Raw genomic sequence first — 18,768 nt, forward strand, 5'->3', positions numbered from 1 at the left:
GTTGGCTAACAAAAGTTGCTTTCTTCGCTGAAGCGTGGCGTCAGCCACTTTTGTACTGCATAAATTTTAGTACAAATGGCAAATAATAATCGTAAATATATATAAGAGAGGAAGTTATTATGGAATACACAGAAAGAATGAAAGAAAAATATATGGCAAAGGTAGATAAGATAAATAAAATAGATGATGAAGGTACAAGAGTTCATTTAAAATTAAAATTGATGGCAGATGTTATCAATGAATTATCTAAAAATTAGATAGGAAAAGCTGGAAAAGTATTTTTCAGCTTTTTTAATTTAGTTTTTAAAAAATAAAATTTTTAGAAGGATAATAAACATAAAATGAAGAATTAAATAAATATGGTTGTAGTAAAAATTTTTGATTAAATATATAAATTAATTCATATAATTAAACTTTTGATAATAATATATAATAGTTAGAATTAAAGAGGGTGATTGATATGATTAATAATAAAAAGATTATAGAGAAATATCACAAGAAAATGGAAACGATTAACAAGATTGAAGATGAATTCACCAAATCTCAAAATAAAATCAAGTTAATAATTGATATGATGATGTATGAAAAAAATAATAAAAAATGTAAAAAAGAAGCTTGAAATAAAAAAAGCAGTAATTAATTCTTTTATAGAGTTAATTATTGTTTTTTTTATTTTTTAAAGATTGTATAATAAAAGTGATATATGATAAATTATAAATTATACATAAATGATATTATGAGGTGGTGAATTATGGCTGTTGATTTATTAGGGATAATTCAGAATATGTTTATGGATAAATACAGTAGAACAGATATAAATGGCCAATTTGCTTCATATTTTAACAGAATTATAGGTGTAAGTAATAAGGAAAATTATGATAATATTCTTAGTACATTAAATAAAAAATGTTATGAAAATAGCAATGTATCATTAATTTTTGATGGTGAGATACCTTTAAACGGTGAAATGGAGCTTATTGAATACATTTATAATGAACTTAACTCTATGAATATATTTAATATAGTTAATGAAGAAATAGTTATTTTTGATGATTTAGCAATAAATACAGCTTTTTTAGAGGCTTTACAGTATGTAATTGAATTATCTGTAAAAAACGAAAATTTCTTTAATGATTCCGTAAGAAATAATTTTATAACTAAACTTATAGTATGGGCATATTCATGGATTAAAAATCTGGATTATAAAAATTCCATTAATCCTAAATGTATATATTATGGAAAGATAAATAAACATGAAATATATTTTTTAATAATGCTTTATAAGATGGGATTTGATGTTTTATATTTAAATCCTTTAAAAGAAGGGCACTGGACTGAGGTGGATACTGATAATTTAAGTAAATGTTATGTGGAAAATAGCATTACAGATCTTGAAAGTTTTAATATTAAGGCTCATAGAGGTCATGAAATAGAAGTTATTGAAACAGTAGCAAAGCAAATTGAAAAAAGTATTCATGAAGAATTATTTTCTAATACAGGAATGTATAAACCATGGCAGTTTAGAAAAGGATTTACTAAAAGTGTATTACTAGATACAATTTTAGAAGATATATATATTTATTGGAATGAACCAGCTAAGCTTAGACCAGGATTTAAAGTTGAAGATATGGTAGTTACAGTTCCAAGCATTTTTTATAAAATTGATGGACAGTATTGCAGTATTGCTGAAAATCAGAAAATACTAAAACATTGTTTAAATGCACCAAATACATTGTTTTTTAATGGAGGAAATATTTCCAGAGATATATCAGTATCTAATGATATGTTCGAATTAATGTTTTGTCAGTTAAGTGATGGTACATTTGATGTGGAAGAAATAAAAAAGAGTAGAGTTTATACATTAGGAAAGTATAATGAAGAGTTGCAAGATTTACTATTAAATAAGTTTAACCAGTTTATTAAAGAAAATAAGATATTAAAGATGAGTTTTGATAAAAAGCTATCTTTAAAGCTTTTAGCATTAATTTTATATCTAAATGAAAGCATAATAAGAATAATAGATAATTTCGATTTTGTTTTTTCTATACCAAAGATAGTTATTTATTTAAATGGTGAAGATACTATTAATGAATGGATGGTTATCTTATTATGCTATTTACATAATATAGGTATTGATATAGTTATTTTTAATCCATCAGGATCTTTCAATATAAATAAATATATTAAGGAGAATAAGATTGTTATTAATAGATTAGAAGAAATACGCTATGATTGTAAATTTGATGAGATAATAAATTATAAGCAAAGCTTTTTTTCAAGGATTATGAATAAGTAATTAATAAAAGAAAGTAAGGAGAGAATAATAGTGAATGGAAATAATTTTAATAGCATGATGAATATGACTGATAACACTATGTTTGCTACTGAAAATAGCATGGCGGAGATCACTAATAATTTAGAAGAATATAAAGAAAGATTAAGGTCTCTTAAGGAAGTACAAGATCTTACAAGTGAAATAGAAGTACAAAATCCAAATTCAATTGTTCAATTTGGTCAAAAAGCTAGTGAAAATATATCAAAAATTTCTGATGAACTTTTAAATTCTATGAAGGAAATAAAAGCTGAGGAAACAACAGAAATGTTAGTTAATTTAACAAAAATAATGGATAAGTTTGATGTTAAAGAAATTAAAAATATAAAACAAGAAAGTTTTGTTTCTAAGATTTTCAAAAGTGCAGGAAATACTATAGCTAGATTATTCCAAAAATATGACACCATGGGATATGAAGTGGAAAAGGTTTATGTATTATTAAAGAAATATGAAAGCGATATTAAGGAATCAAATAATAAATTGAAGAGATTATATGATGGCAACATGGCTTATTATCAAGAATTGGAAAAATATATAGTGGCAGGAGAATTAGCTTTAGAAGAAGTTGAACAATACATTTATCAAATTCCTCTAAATAATACTATCAGTGAAGAGGAAAAGAATATGATGGTACAAAAGCTTGAAATGTGTAAAGAGATGTTAAACCAACGTATATATGATTTAAGAATTGCTGAAAATGTAGCAATACAAGCCGCTCCAATGTTACAAAGCATGCAAATGTCTAATTTTAATTTAATGAGAAAAATAAATTCTTCATTTATTGTAACACTTCCTATTTTTAAACAATGCCTTGCACAAGCAGTTTTATTAAAGCGACAACAAATTCAAGCTAAGTCATTAAAGCAGTTAGATGATAAAACAAATGAACTTATCATGAGAAATGCAGCTAATACTTCTAGACAATCAGTAGAAATAGCTAAAATGGCTTCAAGTAGCTCTGTTGCCATTGAAACTTTAGAAAAATCATATGAAACAATAATGAGAGGTATTGAAGAAACAAAAGCTATACAACAAAGCAATGCATTAGCAAGAAAAGAAAATACAACTAAGCTTGAAAGTATAAAAATGACAATGAAAAAAAGTATTTCCTTATAAGGGTTGAAAATTAATTCTTAAAGTGGTAATATATACTACATAAAGAGGAGAAAGAAAAGAGGTGCATTGAATATGGCAATTAATTTAGGATCTATGATGGGAAACAGAAGTGGAGAAGTAGTTAATGCGTTGAATTTGCAAAAAAATCAAATTTTAGATTTAACTAAGAAAAATCCAGGCTTAGAAAAAGTAATTTTAGGAGCAGGTTGGGATATAGCAAAGAATGGTTATGATTTTGATTTAGATATTGCTGCTTTCTTATTAAATAGCAATGGTAAAGTACAGAATATACCGCAAGATGTTATATTCTTTAATAATATGGAAGCTCCAGGTATTGTCCTTGAAGGAGATAACAGAACTGGTGCAGGTGATGGTGATGATGAAAGAATAACTATAGATTTATCACAAATTAGAAGTGATATAGCAAAAATAGTTTTTGTAACTACAATTCATGAAGCGCAAGCTAAGAGACAAACATTTGGTATGGTAGAAAACTCATATATAAGATTATTAGATGCTAAAAATAATGAAAAAGAAGTATGTAGGTTTAATTTGAAAGAAGATGGTTCTACTAGTACGTCAGTAATATTTGCCGAACTATTTAGAGATGGTTTTGAATGGCAGTTTAAGGCTGTAGGCGAAGGGAAAATGGCAGATTTAAATGGTATTTTATCGCTTTACATGTAAATAAATAAGTAAAAAAAATATATATATAGGAGAAAAAATTATGGGAATTAATTTAGGTGGAAATTTTGGTATGTCAAATAATGATTCAATGCCAGTTTTAAATTTACAAAAAAATGATATATTAGATTTAACTAAGAAAAATCCAGGATTAAAGAAAGTAATTTTAGGTGCTGGTTGGGATATATCAAGAAATGGAGCAGATTTTGATTTAGATATTGCAGCATTTTTGTTAGATAGTAATAATAAGTTCAACACTGTATCTAATGTAATTTTCTTTAACAATCCAAATGGACAAGGAATTACACTAGGTGGAGATAATAGAACAGGTGCTGGTGATGGTGATGATGAAAGAATATTAATAGACTTACAAGCAATTGACTCTAATATAGCAAAGATAGCATTTGTAGTTACTATACATAATGCACAAGCTAAGAGACAAACATTTGGAATGATAGACAATTCATATGTAAGACTATTAGATGCAGAAAATAATGAAAAAGAACTTTGTAGATTCAATTTAAAGGAAGATGGTTCTACTAGTACTTCAGTTATATTTGCTGAATTATATAAAGCAGGTTCAGAATGGGAATTTAAAGCTGTTGGTGAAGGACGTATAGCTGATTTAAATGGTATTTTAGCATTATATGCATAATAGATAAAGGAGAATTGAGGATGTTATTAAATTTACAAAAAAATGATATATTAGATTTAACTAAAAAGGATCCTTCTTTAAAAAATGTGATTTTAGCAGCAGGTTGGGATGTAGCAAAAAAAGGTTTTTTTGGATTAGGTAAAGATTTCGATTTAGATTTAGTTGCGTTACTTTTAGATGAAAGTGGAAAGCTAATAGCTAAAGATGGAATGGTCTATTTTGGTAATAAAAAAAATAATGGAATATTTCTGCATGGAGATAACTTAACAGGTCATGGAGATGGCGATGATGAAAGAGTTTCAGTTTCATTAAATAATCTTCCAACAAGATGTTGTAGAATAATGTTTGCTGTTACAATATATGAAGGAAAAGCAAGAAAGCAGTCTTTTTCAAAGGTGAAAAATGCTTATGTTAGACTATTAAATGAAGATAAATCATATGAGGAGATATGTAGATATAATTTAACTGAAGATGCAGGTAATAATACTTGTGTTAAATTTGCAGAGCTTCGTAAAGAAAATGGTGAATGGCAATTTAAAGTTGTAAGTGAAGCTTTGGAAGCATCTATACAAGAGTTATATAATAGCTATAGATAACTATAATTATTAAATAGTTAACCAAGTAATAAGTAAAGTTTTACATATTTTTAAGAACTAGGAGGAAGTAAAGTGTTGCATGGATTAAATGATGAAGAAGTTTTAGAAAGTAGACAGAAATTTGGTGATAATAAAATAATTGAAGCAGAGCCAGAAACATTCCTAGATAAGTTTAAAGATGCATTTGGAGACCCAATGATAAAATTACTATTAGCCATTGCGTGTATAATGGCTATTATGGCTTTTTTAGGCTATGCTGAATGGGGAGAGCTTATAGGAATAGTTATTTCTGTATTATTAGTTACAGGTATATCAGCTAAAACTGAAATGTCCAGTGATAATGAATATAGAAAATTAAAAGATGGAACTAAAAAAGAACTTTGTAAAGTTTATAGAAATGGTAAAATAGTTGAAATAGAAGTAGATGATGTTGTAGTAGGTGATAGAATTATCATACAAAGTGGAGATAAGATTCCAGCAGATGGAGTATTGTGTTCAGGAGCAATTGCAGTAGATAATTCAGCACTTAATGGAGAATCAGAAGAGTGTAAGAAGTATGCTATTCCTAATGACTTTATTTATAGAGAAGTTGCTATTACTGGAGATACATTTGTAGACAAGCATTCTTTATTTAGAGGTGCTGTTGTGGTAAATGGTGAAGGTGTACTAGAAGTCAAAAAAGTTGGTATGATGACTATGATGGGTGAAATGGCTAAGGACATGCAAGATGATGATGTAGAAAGCCCATTAAAAGTTAAGCTTTCTAAATTAGCTGATAGTATATCAAAGTTTGGATATATAGGAGCAGTGGTTATTGCAATAACTTTAATGATTCATAAAGTTATAGTAGCTGGAGGAGTATCTCCATATTTTGATCTTGGTATGATGTATGTATTTAAAGACTTATTAGAAGTTTTAATGTTAGCAGTTGTTATTATAGTTATGGCTGTTCCAGAAGGACTTCCATTAATGATTGCCATTGTTTTAATGCAAAATACCTCTAAGATGCTGCAAAATAATGTATTGGTAAGAAAGCCTATAGGTATTGAAACAGCTGGTTCATTAAACATACTATTTTCTGATAAGACAGGGACAATTACTAAAGGTGAGCTAGAAGTAGTTGAATTTTTTGATGGAGATTTAAAGGATAGCTATCAATCTAGCAATTATATAAAAGAATATATGGGACTTTGTATTGGAAAAAATACAGGTGCTATGTTTGATAATAATGATAAAGTTATAGGTGGAAATGCTACAGATAAAGCTTTATTAAAGTTTTTAGGTAAAAATGAAATGAACTCATTAAATGATATAAAAGTCATTAAGAGTCAAGGTTTTAACTCTGCTAATAAATATTCAGGTGCTGAGCTTGAAAATGTTACAGTATATAAAGGTGCGCCAGAAAGATTGCTTGGTAAGGCTACTAAGTATATCAATGAAAATGGACAAGTAGTACAAATAGATAAAGATAAATTAAATGCTAAAATAGATGCATTAGCTGATAAAGCAATGAGAGTTTTATCATTTGCTTATTCTCAAAGTGAATTGGTTGAAGATACATTACCAGATGATTTAGTTATTGTAGGTTTTGTTGGAATAAGAGATGATGTAAGACCAGAAGCAAAACAAGCAATTAAAGAAGTACAAAACGCTGGTGTACAAGTTGTTATGATTACAGGTGATAGAAAAGAAACAGCTGTAGCTATAGCAAAAGATAGTGGATTAATTAAGAGCGATGATGAGTTAGCATTTACTTCTGAAGAATTAAATAAGATGACTGATGATGAAATAAAAGCTGTTATTACAAAGATAAGAGTTATTGCAAGAGCATTACCAACAGATAAATCAAGAATGGTAAGAATTGCACAAGAGCTAAATCTTGTTTGTGGTATGACTGGTGATGGTGTTAATGATGCACCGGCATTAAAGAGAGCAGACGTTGGTTTTGCAATGGGATCAGGTACTGATGTTGCAAAAGAAGCAGGTTCAATAGTTATCTTAGATGATAATTTTAAATCTATAGAAAATGCTATTTTATATGGTAGAACTATTTATAATAACATATTAAAGTTTATTAAATTCCAATTAACTATAAATGTAGCAGCAGTTGCAGTATCAGCTATTTCGCCTTTCTTTGGTGTTGAAGAGCCATTAAAGATTACACATATCTTATGGATAAACTTAGTTATGGATGGATTAGGTGCTTTAGCTTTAGGAGCTGAGCCAGCTTTAAAGAAATATATGAGTGAAAAACCTAAATCAAGAACTCAAAGTTTAGTGAATAAAAACATGATGTCTCAAGTTTTATGTGCAGGGGCATGGCTTGGAGTAATAAGTTTTGCATTCTTAAAGCTTCCGTTCTTTAAAGAATTCTTTGAAAATGAAGGACAACACTTAACTGCATATTTTTCAATGTTTGTTTTTTCTGCTGTGGCCAATGGATTTAATGTACGTAGTGAAGGTATTAATATATTTGACCACATAAAAGAAAATAAAGGTTTTATAAAGGTAATGTTAACAATTGTTTTAGTTCAAATAATTTTAACATTTGTAGGTGGGGAAATATTCTCATGTACACCTTTTGGAATTAAAGGATGGTTAATTATTATAGTTATGTCATTGACAATGATACCGGTAGATATGTTAAGAAAGATAATAATGAAATCATCTAAAAAATCTATAACATATGAAAATAATGTTGAAGCAGTATAACTGAAAATAAATTAATGAAAAAGACTATTTCTTTTGAGATAGTCTTTTTTATTAATTTTCAATTGAAAATATTTATATATTTTGTTCATAATTATATTTTATATTATAGGTAATCGATAAATGGGCTGGAAAAACCTCTAGATGTCAGCGCAATAATTTTATAATATGAAGACCTTACAAGTAAGAAAGCTTTTTTTATCCATAATTTGATATACTGATGGAAATTAGGAATTGAATCAGCATCAAGACTATTATCTTTAATATATGATTTTATATCAAGCAATTTAAAGTAGCTTTCTTTGGAAAATGGAATATAGAAGCCAGGTATGCTTTTACATATATCATATACCTCATATTTATTGTAATTTATTACTCCTGCAGTATAAGCTAAAATCGTTAGTGTATTACGGATTATATAGCCAACTCGCTTAATTAAGGTAGCTTTTGAAACAGTCTTAGTATTAAAGTCATAAGATATGTTTCTTAACTTCTTATAATTTGAAGCAATATCATTAGTCATGTTGGTATATAGTCTAAGATTATATAGGCAGTATTCGAAAAAACCGCTACGAGAATAAAGGATTAAACCTTCTAGCTTGATACTCCAGAGAAAACTATCGCCATATAAGCATAAATCATAAATTTCATCGGTAGTATAAATTGATATCCATGAAGGAGGAATTTGCATTTCTTCAGCAATATTAAGTTTAGTTATTAATTTTTCATTATAGGAACAGTTATCGATTACTATTAAAAAATCAATGTCGCTATGGATATTATTATCACCACGAATAAATGATCCAAAAACTATAATACTTTCTATGGAGTAGTCTTCAGGAGTTACATTATAAATTTTATCATTTAAAGTAATTTCCATATATTTTACTCCTTTAATTTATAAATATAAGGGATTTTTATATTTATATTATATGTAATGGAAATATGATTGTCCTCTATCATATAAAAGTTATAATGGGGAATTAGTTTTTAAGATGAAAATAATTAGATAATATTGAAGTTTTGTGGTAATAAATGTATAATTATAATAAAAAAGGTAAAAGGGTTGATTTGCGTGGATAAGTGCAGGTATGATAATAAAATTATTTATATATTTGATTTTTTTGATGAAAATGAACAAATATCTTCTGAACACGTGCAATTGTTAAAAAATGCAGGCAGTGAGGGTAAGCTGATTTGTGATTATTGTGGAGAAAAACTAAGGTTCAACTATGGGAAAGTAATAAAGCCTTATTTTTCTCATGTTCATGACAATGGCAAAGGAATTTGTAAAGCACTAAAGGAAAGTGTAAGTCAAAAAAAGATCAAAAGAGTTTTTTATGAGAAAATGCTTAAAGATAATTTTGAAATTTATGGAGAAATAAATTATAGATTTAAAAATGGATTATATACTGATTTATATTTTGAATTTAAAGATGGTGAAAAAATAGCCATTGATTATATAGATGATATACATAAATTAAATAGAATGGAGAAAACCATATTCTTTAATGCTGAAAATATAAAGTATATTAAAGTGGTAAATGTAAAAGTTCCGTTATTTAAAGAGATACAAGGTGAAAGTAATCATGGATATTTATATAGTTTTGTAGATTATGATTATAAGCATTTAATTATGTTAGATGATATAAAAAATGAAATAATACTCTTTGAAGAAAAAACAAATGATGAAAGTGATAACTTTTTTAATGAAATATTATTTCAAAAATATAATTTAAATGAAATTAGTTTTAAAGGTATTGGAAATTTTAAAATTGATAATTTTATTAATGGTGATGAAAATGATAATAAATCTGAAAAAGTAAATAAATTTAAAGTTATAGTAAAGGATAAGGGAAAAGAGAAAAGTATTAATGCCATTAAAGAAAATTATCAAATTTCTATGTTTTAAATAGGTAATGTTTTTAATACTAACAATAAGTGGTTCATAAAAATCTTCCTTAATAATATTTAATTTGTAAAACCATTGTGGTAGATAAATAATAAAAATATTTTATTAAAATGGTTCTTTAGTATATAATATATCTAAAATATGTTAAGGATATTTAATGTATACTATAAAAATATTTTAAGGAGTGGTTTTTTGTTTGGTTATGTTACTCCGCTTAAGCCAGAATTAAAGATAAGGGAATATGAATCTTTTAAAAGTTATTATTGTGGAATATGCATGCATATAAAAGAAAATTTTGGTAATATACCAAGAATGTCGCTAAATTATGATATGACTTTTTTAGGGTTGCTGCTAGATGGATTACATAAAGAAGAAAGGGAGCTAAAGATACAAAGATGCATAGCTCATCCATTAAAGAAGAAGCCTATGATAATTAACAATAAAGCTTTAGCTTATGCTGCAGCAATGAATGTTTCCCTTGTATATTATAAATTATTAGATGATGTTGCTGATGATAAGAGTATAAAAAGTAAAGTAAGTTCAATGATATTATCGTCATATAAGAGTAAATTTAACAGAAATGTTACAATGATAAATGATATAATAGAAGAAAATTTGAAGAAATTATCATATTTAGAAGTTGAAAAGAAGTTTTCGTCTATTGATGAAATAGCTCATCCCTTTAGTGAAATTGTAGGGAAGATATTAAATTTATACCCTGAAAAATTTGAAGGTGATAGTGAAGAAGTAAGAGGTAATTTATATGAACTAGGATATTCACTAGGAAAATGGATATATCTTATTGATGCTCTAGATGATTTAAAAGAGGATATGGAAAAAAATAAATTCAATCCTATTGATTACTTGTATAATACTGATAGTAAAACATATGAAGAGCTAATGGAAGAAATAAGGGATAGAATGGAGTTTACAATTTTCAATTGTGGATATACATGTAGGAATGCTTTAGAAAATCTTCCTATTAAACGTAACAAAGAAATATTAGAAAATATTATAAGCTTAGGTATGATGGACAAGTACACGAAAATAACTACTGAATGTGAATGTAATAAGAGGAGTGGTAAAAATGAATCCATATGAAGTGCTTGGAGTTAAACCTGGAGCGAGCCAGGATGAAATAAAATCAGCATATAGAAAATTAGTAAAACAATATCATCCAGATCAATACGTTGATAATCCATTAAAGGATTTGGCAGAAGAAAAGCTTGCAGAAGTAAATAGAGCTTATGAAATGCTTAAAAATACTTCTGGAAGTAGCAATACTTCTTATGGTAGCAGCAGTTCTTATAATAGCAGTAGTAATACTTCATATAATAATGGAGGAAGCTATGGTTCTGATGTAGCACAATATGCTGAAATAAGAAGAATGATACAAAGTGGTAATAATGCTGCTGCAGAAAGCAGATTAAACGGTATAAGTAATAGAAATGCAGAATGGTATTTCCTATATGGAATGGTAATGTTAAATAAAGGTTGGTTTGACGCAGCTATGAATAATTTAGAAACTGCTTGCAGAATGGATCCAAATAATTTTGAATACAGACAAAATTTAAACAATCTAAGAATGAGGACTAGGAGTTATACTAATACATATAGAACTACTGGTGGAAATGCTGATGCATTTGATTGCTGTATGAACTTATGGTGTTTAGATAGCATATGTGAATGTATGGGTGGCGACTTAATTGGTTGTTGTTAGAAAAATTTAGGGGGAATAAAATGAAGTCGGGAAATATAACATTAGGTGGAATTCTTATAGCACTAACTATAATAATATTATATTCAGCATCTATATTGCCTGTAAGCACAATTTCGGTGTTGACTATTGCATCAGCAATAGTTCCTGTATGCATAATTAGAAGTGATGTTAACACTGCAGTGATGGTTTATTTAGCATCTAGTATTATATCGGTATTTTTTATTCCATTAAATATATGGCTTTTATATACTCTTATTTTTGGAGGCTATGGTATTGTAAAATACTTTATTGAAAGATTAAGAAAAGAGAAAGTGGAAATTCTTTTAAAGTTTATTTATTATAACGTAATATTTATTTTGGCAGTAATATTAGCAAAAGCTATTTTAGGAATAGATGTATTGTTAGCTGCTGAAAAGATCATTTCTAAATATATTGCAGTTGGTGGAAGGCTACTTAGCGGAGTGTTTTATTGGGGTATTGGAGCAATTGTATATTATTTATATGATTATGCTATGACTTTGATTATTACTTTCTATATGGAGAGAATCCACAATAAAATTAAGTAATGGTAAAAGATTAATTGAATTTTTTCGATTAATCTTTTTAAGTTTGGAGGATGAAAATGGATTTTAATAAAATACATCATGTGGCAATTATATGCTCAAATTATGAGATATCAAAAGAATTTTATGTAGAGAAACTTGGTTTTGAGATAATAAGGGAAATATATAGAGAAGAAAGGCAATCTTATAAATTGGATTTAAAGCTTGGAGAGTCACAGATAGAATTATTCTCTTTTCCTAATTCACCAAAAAGACCAAGCTATCCAGAAGCTTGTGGATTAAGACATTTAGCTTTTGAAGTTGATGATATTGAAGAGGCTGTAAAAGAGCTTAAGGGTAAAAATATTCAAGTTGAAGAAATAAGAATTGATGAATATACAGAGAAAAAGTTTACCTTTTTCAATGATCCAGATGGACTTCCATTAGAATTATATGAAAAGTAGTAGTATTCTTAAAATTACCATGTATAAATTCTATTACTTCATCTAATCTCTTGTTGCAAATATGGCTATAGTTTTTTTGCTAAATCCCATATTTAGTGCAATATTTAATTCTAATCATACAAAAATGATGAAAGCTTTAATTATTGGATATTTAAGTATAGAAAAATTACTATACTAATAATATGTGTATAATATATAATGATTTATATTAAGAATGAGGTGTAGCATGGCTAAAGAAAAAATGTTAAAAACAAATGCAATGAGGATTTTGGATTCTAATAAAATAAATTATGAGATTCTTATGTATGAAAGTAAGGATGGGAAGATAGATGGTATATCTGTAGCTCATAAGATAGGTATAGATGAGAAGGAAGTATTTAAAACTTTAGTAGCTCAAGGAACAAGCAAAGAATTATATGTATTTGTTATACCAGTTGCAGAAGAATTGAATTTAAAAGTAGCAGCTAGTATTACAGGAGAAAAGAAAATAGAAATGATTAATGTGAAGGATATGCTTAAATATACGGGATATATTAGGGGAGGTTGTTCACCTATTGGATTAAAAAAGAATTACAAGACATATTTAGATAAGAGTTGTAAAGTATTAAAGTACATTATTGTAAGTGCAGGTAAAATTGGATATCAAATAAAGATATCACCTAATAATTTATTGAATGTAGTATCTGGAGAAGTAGAAGAGTTAACTAAATAATTATTAAAGGGACTGTTGAAATAATTGTGTAATATCAATTCTATCAGCAGTCCATTTAAGTATGATCTATAAAATATCAGTTATTTTTATCTATTAATAGCATAATCAATAGTATCAATTTTAAAAATTTTCTTGTATTATTTTATTAACTTAATATGCTCCTTTATTCCAAAGACATCTTTTTCTGTATCAGCTACTTTATGATTCAAGAACTTAACATCTGATTTCAATTCTTGTAACTGATTATAAAGTAGATTTCTAACTTCTTTACTAACTATTTCACCTAATTTACAAGAAAGATTATTCATTGCTGTAATATTAGCTATTTCATAGCTATTTTCTTTAGTTATTGCGCTCACATTAACTTCAATTAAATTATCAGTTTGCTCTATAACACTATCTAATTTTTTTTTTAGTTTTTCTTGAGAAAGTTCAAGAGTGGTTAATCTTTCATTAGTTTTAATGTGTTCTGTCTTTAGAGCATTAATATCATTTCTTAAGCTGTTAATTCCGTTAAGTATTTCATTTAATATTTGTTCCATAAATTTCACCTATTCTATTTTTAATTTATTAGAATGAGTATAACATATTAATTAGAAAAGTTATAGTTTTTTAAATAAAGTATTTGACATTCTTGTTAAAATAGTAATAATAACCATAGTATTGGCAAATACTATGGTTATTATATTTTACCTTAAAGAATGTAGAGGTGTTTATGATGATAAAAACACGATATTTCAATTTAATGAAGGTATATGATGCAACTGGAAAATATCTAGGTTCAGTGCAGGATATTGCTATAGATTTTTATAATGGAATGGTTACGGGATTTATTATAAATAGCTTTAGCTTAAATAAGAAAAAGAATTATATAGACGTATGTGATGTTATTTCCTTAGAAAATGTAATGATAGCAAAAAAGGTAAGTAATTTTTCAGGAATGAGACTAAAGGAAATTCAATCAATTGATATTGTTAATGAGAAAAATGTATTAAAAGGTGTTCTAGAAGATTTGATAATTGATGAGCGAAGCTTTGAAATAAGAGGTATTATAATGTGTTCAGGTATATTTGACCGAATGTTTAGAGGAAAGGAAATCTTGCTTATAAAGCATTGCATTTTATGTGAAGCTTATATTCTCTATAAAGAAAATGAAGGTGTAGTATTTAAGACTTTACCTCATATATTTAGGAGTGTAGATAAATGAGAAAAGATAAAAGAAAAAAGATAATAAAGAATGCAATAATTGTAGCAATACTTTTTGTATTGGTTTTAAGTTATTTATATATTGAAGGAATAAGAGATGTGGTAAATTTAGTTGTTATATCCTTTATTGTTTCATATACTTTAAAGCCTATAAGAGATTATATTGTGGAAAAGTATAGGCTTTCTATAAAGAAAGCATCAATGATTATAGTGTTGTTTTGTATAGTATCTTTCATAGCCATAATGTATTTTATGGTTCCTTCATTGTTAAGTGAAAGTAGGAATATAGGAGGTATGTTGGATAATTTAGAAAGCTATGCTATTTTAGCAGCAGAAAAATTTGACCTTGATCAAATACCACTATTTGAGACAGCATATATTCAAATTGGTGATAAGATTAACACCATACTTACTAAAGAGGCAACAGGTCTATTTGACAATATCATTGCTATTCTAGAAAATCTAATAGGACTTGCAATAGTGCCTGTAGCTGCATATTATTTTTTAGCTGACGGAAATGTTTTGTATAATAAAGCATTGCTTATTTTTTCCACAGAAAAAAGAATAATTGTCAGAAAAATTAATTCTCATATAGATAGGGTTTTAAGTAGATATATAATAAGTCAAATAATATTGTCATTAATTATAGGTATACTTACTTTTATTTTGATGATAAGTCTTAGATTGAAAATGCCATTGGTTTTATCAGTTGTTAATGGGGTAGTTAACATAATACCTTATTTTGGTCCTATAATAGGTGGTGTGCCTATTGTATTTATTGCAATGACTTCCTCCATAACAAAAGGGATAATAGCTCTAGTAGGAGTATTTATCATTCAACAAGTAGAGGGAGATTTGTTAGCACCAAAGATTACTGGGGATTGTATAAGTATGCATCCAGTAACTATCATATTGCTTTTAATTTTAGGGGAAAAGATTGCAGGGGTAGCAGGTATGATTTTATGTGTGCCTATAGCTGTAATAATTAAAGTTATATATGATGATATTAATTATTATTTATTTTAATCATATAATTGACAGAATTCTAGAAATACAATATAATTTTCCTATAAAATAATTGTATAAATTATTTGAAAAATGTTTATAAAATTCAATAATATATTAAAGCTATGATAAGGATGAGTAGATATGATTTGAATATATTAGAGAGGAAGTGGTTGGTGGAAACTTCTTATTCTGCATATTGAAGCTACCTTGGAGCTTATTTTACTTTAAGTGATGCATAATTTTTATGCATAATTAGGGTGGTACCGCGGAAATATAGTTTTCGTCCCTTGCTGTTAATATAGTGAGAGATGAAAGCTTTTTTTATTATATAAAAACAAAAAAATGATGATTTTAGAAGATTATTAGTGAAATGTAAAGAAGAATATTTCTTTAATTCATTACTGATAATTGGTAATTCATCATTTCATAAACTGGAGGTAATTTACATGAAATTCATGGGAGCAAATGAATTAAGAGACACATTTACAAGTTTCTTTGAACAAAAAGGTCACTTAAAGATGGAAAGTTTTCCACTAGTGCCTAAAAATGATAATAGTTTATTATTAATAAATGCAGGTATGGCACCATTAAAGCCATATTTCACAGGTTTACAAAAACCACCAAGAACTAGAGTTACTACATGCCAAAAGTGTATAAGAACAGGTGATATTGAAAATGTAGGTAAGACTTCAAGACATGGTACATTCTTCGAAATGTTAGGTAACTTCTCATTTGGAGATTATTTTAAAAATGATATAATTCCATGGTCATGGGAATTTGTAACAGAAGTATTAAAACTTCCTAAAGAAAAATTATATGTAACTATATATTTAGAAGATGATGAAGCATATGATATATGGACTTCTAAAACTGATATAGATCCAAATAGAATATTTAGATTAGGTAAAGATGATAACTTCTGGGAAGTTGGAACAGTTGGTCCATGTGGTCCATGTACTGAAATACATTTTGATAGAGGAGAAGGTTTAGCTCCAGTTACTAATGTTGATGAGTTTGTTGCTGCATCTGATGCTGATAGAATAGTTGAGTTCTGGAACTTAGTATTTATACAATTCAACAAAGAAGAAGATGGAAGCTATAGTCCATTAAAGAACAAAAATATAGATACAGGTATGGGATTAGAAAGAATTGCAACTATAATGCAAGGTGTTGATAACATATTTGAAATAGATACAGTTAAGAACATATTAAATAAGGTATCAAGTCTTTCTGGTGTTGAATACGGAAAAGATAGCAACTCAGATATTTCATTAAGAATAGTAACAGACCATGTTAAAGCTGTAACTATGCTAATATCTGATGGAGTACAACCAAGTAATGAAGGAAGAGGATATGTTTTAAGAAGACTTCTAAGAAGAGCTGCAAGACATGGAAGATTACTTGGAATAAAAGGATTATTCTTAAAGGAAGTTGTTGATGCTGTTGTTGAAAACTATGGTGGAAACTATCCTGTATTAGTTGAAAATAAAGATTACATCACTAAGATAATCACTTTAGAAGAAGAAAGATTCAATGAAACTATAGACAGTGGAATGAACATATTAAATGGTTATATTGAAGAATTAGAGGCAGAAAAATCAAAAGTATTATCTGGTGAAAAAGCATTTAAATTATATGACACATATGGGTTCCCTATTGAATTAACAGAAGAAATCCTAGAAGAAAAGGGAATGTCTGTTGATAATGACGAATTCAAAAAAGAAATGGAAGCTCAAAGAGAAAGAGCAAGAAGTGCAAGAGGAGAAACTTCTTATATGGGAAGTGAAGAAACTCCAATCAATAAAATAAAGGCAGATGTTGAAACAGAGTTTGTAGGATATGGTTCTACTGAAGGAAAAGGTAATATACTAGTACTTGCAACAGATGATGCTTTTGTAGATGAATTAAAATCAGGAGACAAAGGTTATATAGTAATTGATAAGACTGTATTCTATCCTGAAATGGGTGGACAAATCGGTGATAAGGGTATAATTGAAGGAAGAAATGGTAAAGCTTATGTTGTAAACACAAAGAAAAATGTTTCTGGAAAGATTATTCACTATGTTGAAGTTAAAGAAGGAAGCTTTAGTGCAAGTGAAGAAGTTAATTTATTTGTTGAAAAACAAAGAAGAAGCTTTATAGCTAAGAATCATACGGCAACACATATGTTACAAGCTGCTTTAAAAGAAATAGTAGGTTCACATGTTCATCAATCAGGTTCATATGTAGATAATGAAAGATTAAGATTTGACTTTACTCACTTCCAAGCTTTAAGTTCTGAAGAACTTCAAAAAGTTGAAGATTTAGTAAATGAAAAAATCATGGAAGTTGCAAATGTAGAAACTAATCTTATGACTATTGAAGAAGCTAAGCAAAGTGGAGCAACAGCTTTATTTGATGAAAAGTATGGTGATAAGGTAAGAGTTGTAGCAGCAGGGGAATTCTCAAAAGAACTTTGTGGTGGAACTCACGTTTCAAATGTAGGAGAAATAGGATTATTCAAGATTGTAGCTGAAACAGGAGTTGCTGCTGGTATAAGAAGAATTGAAGCTGTAACAGGAATACAAGCTATCAAATTTATGGAAGATAAGCAAAGGCTTTTAAGAGAAGCTTGTGCTGGATTAAAATGTACAGAAAAAGACATATTAAAGAAAATTTCATCACAAAATGCTGAATTAAAGGAAAAAGATAAAGAAATAGCAGAACTTAAATCAAAATTAACTTCAGGAGCTGAAGATGATATCTTAAATTCTGCAAAAGATATAAATGGTGTAAAAACTGTAGCGTATGCTTTAGAAGATGTTGATGGAAATGCACTAAGAGATTTAGCAGATAAGATTAGAAATAAGATGGGAAGCGGTGTAGTGGTACTTGTAAGCAAGATGAACGATAAAGTAAATCTTGTGGCAATGTCAACTAAGGATGTCCTTGATAAAGGTGTTCACTGTGGAAAAATTATTAAAGAAGTTGCAGCTGTAGTAGGCGGTGGCGGAGGAGGAAGACCAGATATGGCGCAAGCTGGTGGTAAGAATCCGGAAAAAATTAATGAAGCTGTAGAAAATGCATATGAAATAATAGAAAAATTAGTTAAGTAGTATACATTTGCAGGAAA

At 27.8% G+C, this 18,768-nt stretch carries 19 protein-coding genes and 1 other annotated feature; of the genes, 17 read left to right on the forward strand and 2 right to left on the reverse strand.

The genetic code is table 11. From position 1 onward, the window contains the following. Nucleotides 1-119: 119 nt before the first annotated feature. The 8 genes from Q5O44_RS08395 (at nucleotide 120) to Q5O44_RS08430 (ending at nucleotide 8,095) form a co-directional block, all read left to right on the forward strand. On the forward strand, nucleotides 120-257 hold the full coding sequence (locus tag Q5O44_RS08395; protein ID WP_022167963.1) for a hypothetical protein: 138 nt from the start codon (nucleotides 120-122) through the stop codon (nucleotides 255-257). 203 nt (nucleotides 258-460) lie between these two features. Next, nucleotides 461-619 (forward strand): hypothetical protein, encoded by a 159-nt coding sequence (locus tag Q5O44_RS08400; protein ID WP_022167964.1) that lies wholly within the window; start codon nucleotides 461-463, stop codon nucleotides 617-619. 132 nt (nucleotides 620-751) lie between these two features. Continuing rightward, the gene (locus Q5O44_RS08405; protein ID WP_022167965.1) at nucleotides 752-2,296 is read left to right on the forward strand and encodes a YceG family protein; all 1,545 of its coding nucleotides are present in this window, start codon (nucleotides 752-754) and stop codon (nucleotides 2,294-2,296) included. Nucleotides 2,297-2,326: 30 nt separating this feature from the next. Continuing rightward, nucleotides 2,327-3,448, forward strand: coding sequence for a toxic anion resistance protein (locus tag Q5O44_RS08410; RefSeq protein WP_022167966.1), 1,122 nt, complete (start codon nucleotides 2,327-2,329; stop codon nucleotides 3,446-3,448). Nucleotides 3,449-3,520: 72 nt separating this feature from the next. Then, nucleotides 3,521-4,135, forward strand: a complete 615-nt coding sequence (locus Q5O44_RS08415) for a TerD family protein (protein WP_022167967.1) — start codon at nucleotides 3,521-3,523, stop codon at nucleotides 4,133-4,135. A gap of 40 nt (nucleotides 4,136-4,175) precedes the next feature. Then, entirely contained in the window at nucleotides 4,176-4,787 is a 612-nt protein-coding gene (locus Q5O44_RS08420; protein ID WP_022167968.1) for a TerD family protein, read from the forward strand. 20 nt (nucleotides 4,788-4,807) lie between these two features. After that, nucleotides 4,808-5,383 carry a TerD family protein gene (locus Q5O44_RS08425; protein ID WP_022167969.1) on the forward strand — a complete coding sequence of 192 codons (576 nt, stop codon included), beginning with the start codon at nucleotides 4,808-4,810 and terminating at the stop codon, nucleotides 5,381-5,383. 72 nt (nucleotides 5,384-5,455) lie between these two features. Further along, nucleotides 5,456-8,095, forward strand: a complete 2,640-nt coding sequence (locus tag Q5O44_RS08430; protein WP_022167970.1) for a calcium-translocating P-type ATPase, PMCA-type — start codon at nucleotides 5,456-5,458, stop codon at nucleotides 8,093-8,095. A gap of 103 nt (nucleotides 8,096-8,198) precedes the next feature. On the opposite strand, the gene Q5O44_RS08435 is transcribed toward Q5O44_RS08430, so the two are convergent. Continuing rightward, nucleotides 8,199-8,972 carry a nucleotidyltransferase domain-containing protein gene (locus tag Q5O44_RS08435; protein WP_022167971.1) on the reverse strand — a complete coding sequence of 258 codons (774 nt, stop codon included), beginning with the start codon at nucleotides 8,970-8,972 and terminating at the stop codon, nucleotides 8,199-8,201. 195 nt (nucleotides 8,973-9,167) lie between these two features. On the opposite strand from Q5O44_RS08435, the gene Q5O44_RS08440 reads away from it, so the two are divergent. From Q5O44_RS08440 to ybaK, 6 genes are all read left to right on the forward strand, one after another. Next, nucleotides 9,168-10,004: a hypothetical protein gene (locus Q5O44_RS08440; protein ID WP_022167972.1), complete on the forward strand. Its 837-nt coding sequence runs from the start codon at nucleotides 9,168-9,170 to the stop codon at nucleotides 10,002-10,004. 192 nt (nucleotides 10,005-10,196) lie between these two features. Continuing rightward, nucleotides 10,197-11,105: a DUF5685 family protein gene (locus Q5O44_RS08445; RefSeq protein ID WP_022167973.1), complete on the forward strand. Its 909-nt coding sequence runs from the start codon at nucleotides 10,197-10,199 to the stop codon at nucleotides 11,103-11,105. After that, entirely contained in the window at nucleotides 11,092-11,724 is a 633-nt protein-coding gene (locus tag Q5O44_RS08450) for a J domain-containing protein (RefSeq protein WP_022167974.1), read from the forward strand. Before Q5O44_RS08445 ends, Q5O44_RS08450 begins: the two co-directional genes overlap by 14 nt. 20 nt (nucleotides 11,725-11,744) lie before the next feature. Further along, nucleotides 11,745-12,290: a hypothetical protein gene (locus Q5O44_RS08455; RefSeq protein ID WP_022167975.1), complete on the forward strand. Its 546-nt coding sequence runs from the start codon at nucleotides 11,745-11,747 to the stop codon at nucleotides 12,288-12,290. Between the two features lie 56 nt (nucleotides 12,291-12,346). Next, nucleotides 12,347-12,730: a VOC family protein gene (locus tag Q5O44_RS08460; protein WP_022167976.1), complete on the forward strand. Its 384-nt coding sequence runs from the start codon at nucleotides 12,347-12,349 to the stop codon at nucleotides 12,728-12,730. Between the two features lie 226 nt (nucleotides 12,731-12,956). Beyond that, nucleotides 12,957-13,442 (forward strand): Cys-tRNA(Pro) deacylase, encoded by a 486-nt coding sequence (ybaK, locus tag Q5O44_RS08465; protein ID WP_022167977.1) that lies wholly within the window; start codon nucleotides 12,957-12,959, stop codon nucleotides 13,440-13,442. Nucleotides 13,443-13,579: 137 nt separating this feature from the next. On the opposite strand, the gene Q5O44_RS08470 is transcribed toward ybaK, so the two are convergent. Continuing rightward, on the reverse strand, nucleotides 13,580-13,984 hold the full coding sequence (locus Q5O44_RS08470; RefSeq protein WP_022167978.1) for a hypothetical protein: 405 nt from the start codon (nucleotides 13,982-13,984) through the stop codon (nucleotides 13,580-13,582). Nucleotides 13,985-14,157: 173 nt separating this feature from the next. Between Q5O44_RS08470 and Q5O44_RS08475 the strand changes: the two genes are divergently transcribed. The 3 genes from Q5O44_RS08475 (at nucleotide 14,158) to alaS (ending at nucleotide 18,751) form a co-directional block, all read left to right on the forward strand. Next, complete coding sequence (locus Q5O44_RS08475) at nucleotides 14,158-14,649, forward strand: PRC-barrel domain-containing protein (RefSeq protein ID WP_302637676.1); 492 nt, start codon at nucleotides 14,158-14,160, stop codon at nucleotides 14,647-14,649. Then, nucleotides 14,646-15,674, forward strand: coding sequence for an AI-2E family transporter (locus Q5O44_RS08480; RefSeq protein ID WP_022167980.1), 1,029 nt, complete (start codon nucleotides 14,646-14,648; stop codon nucleotides 15,672-15,674). The genes Q5O44_RS08475 and Q5O44_RS08480 overlap by 4 nt, the downstream gene beginning before the upstream one ends. A gap of 95 nt (nucleotides 15,675-15,769) precedes the next feature. Then, nucleotides 15,770-15,947: a binding site (T-box leader), on the forward strand. A 155-nt stretch (nucleotides 15,948-16,102) separates the two neighbouring features. After that, the gene (gene alaS, locus Q5O44_RS08485; RefSeq protein ID WP_022167981.1) at nucleotides 16,103-18,751 is read left to right on the forward strand and encodes an alanine--tRNA ligase; all 2,649 of its coding nucleotides are present in this window, start codon (nucleotides 16,103-16,105) and stop codon (nucleotides 18,749-18,751) included. Nucleotides 18,752-18,768: the final 17 nt, after the last annotated feature.

This window comes from Clostridium sp. CAG:221, from assembly GCA_000435835.1.
Classification (GTDB): Bacteria; Bacillota; Clostridia; order Clostridiales; family Clostridiaceae; genus Clostridium.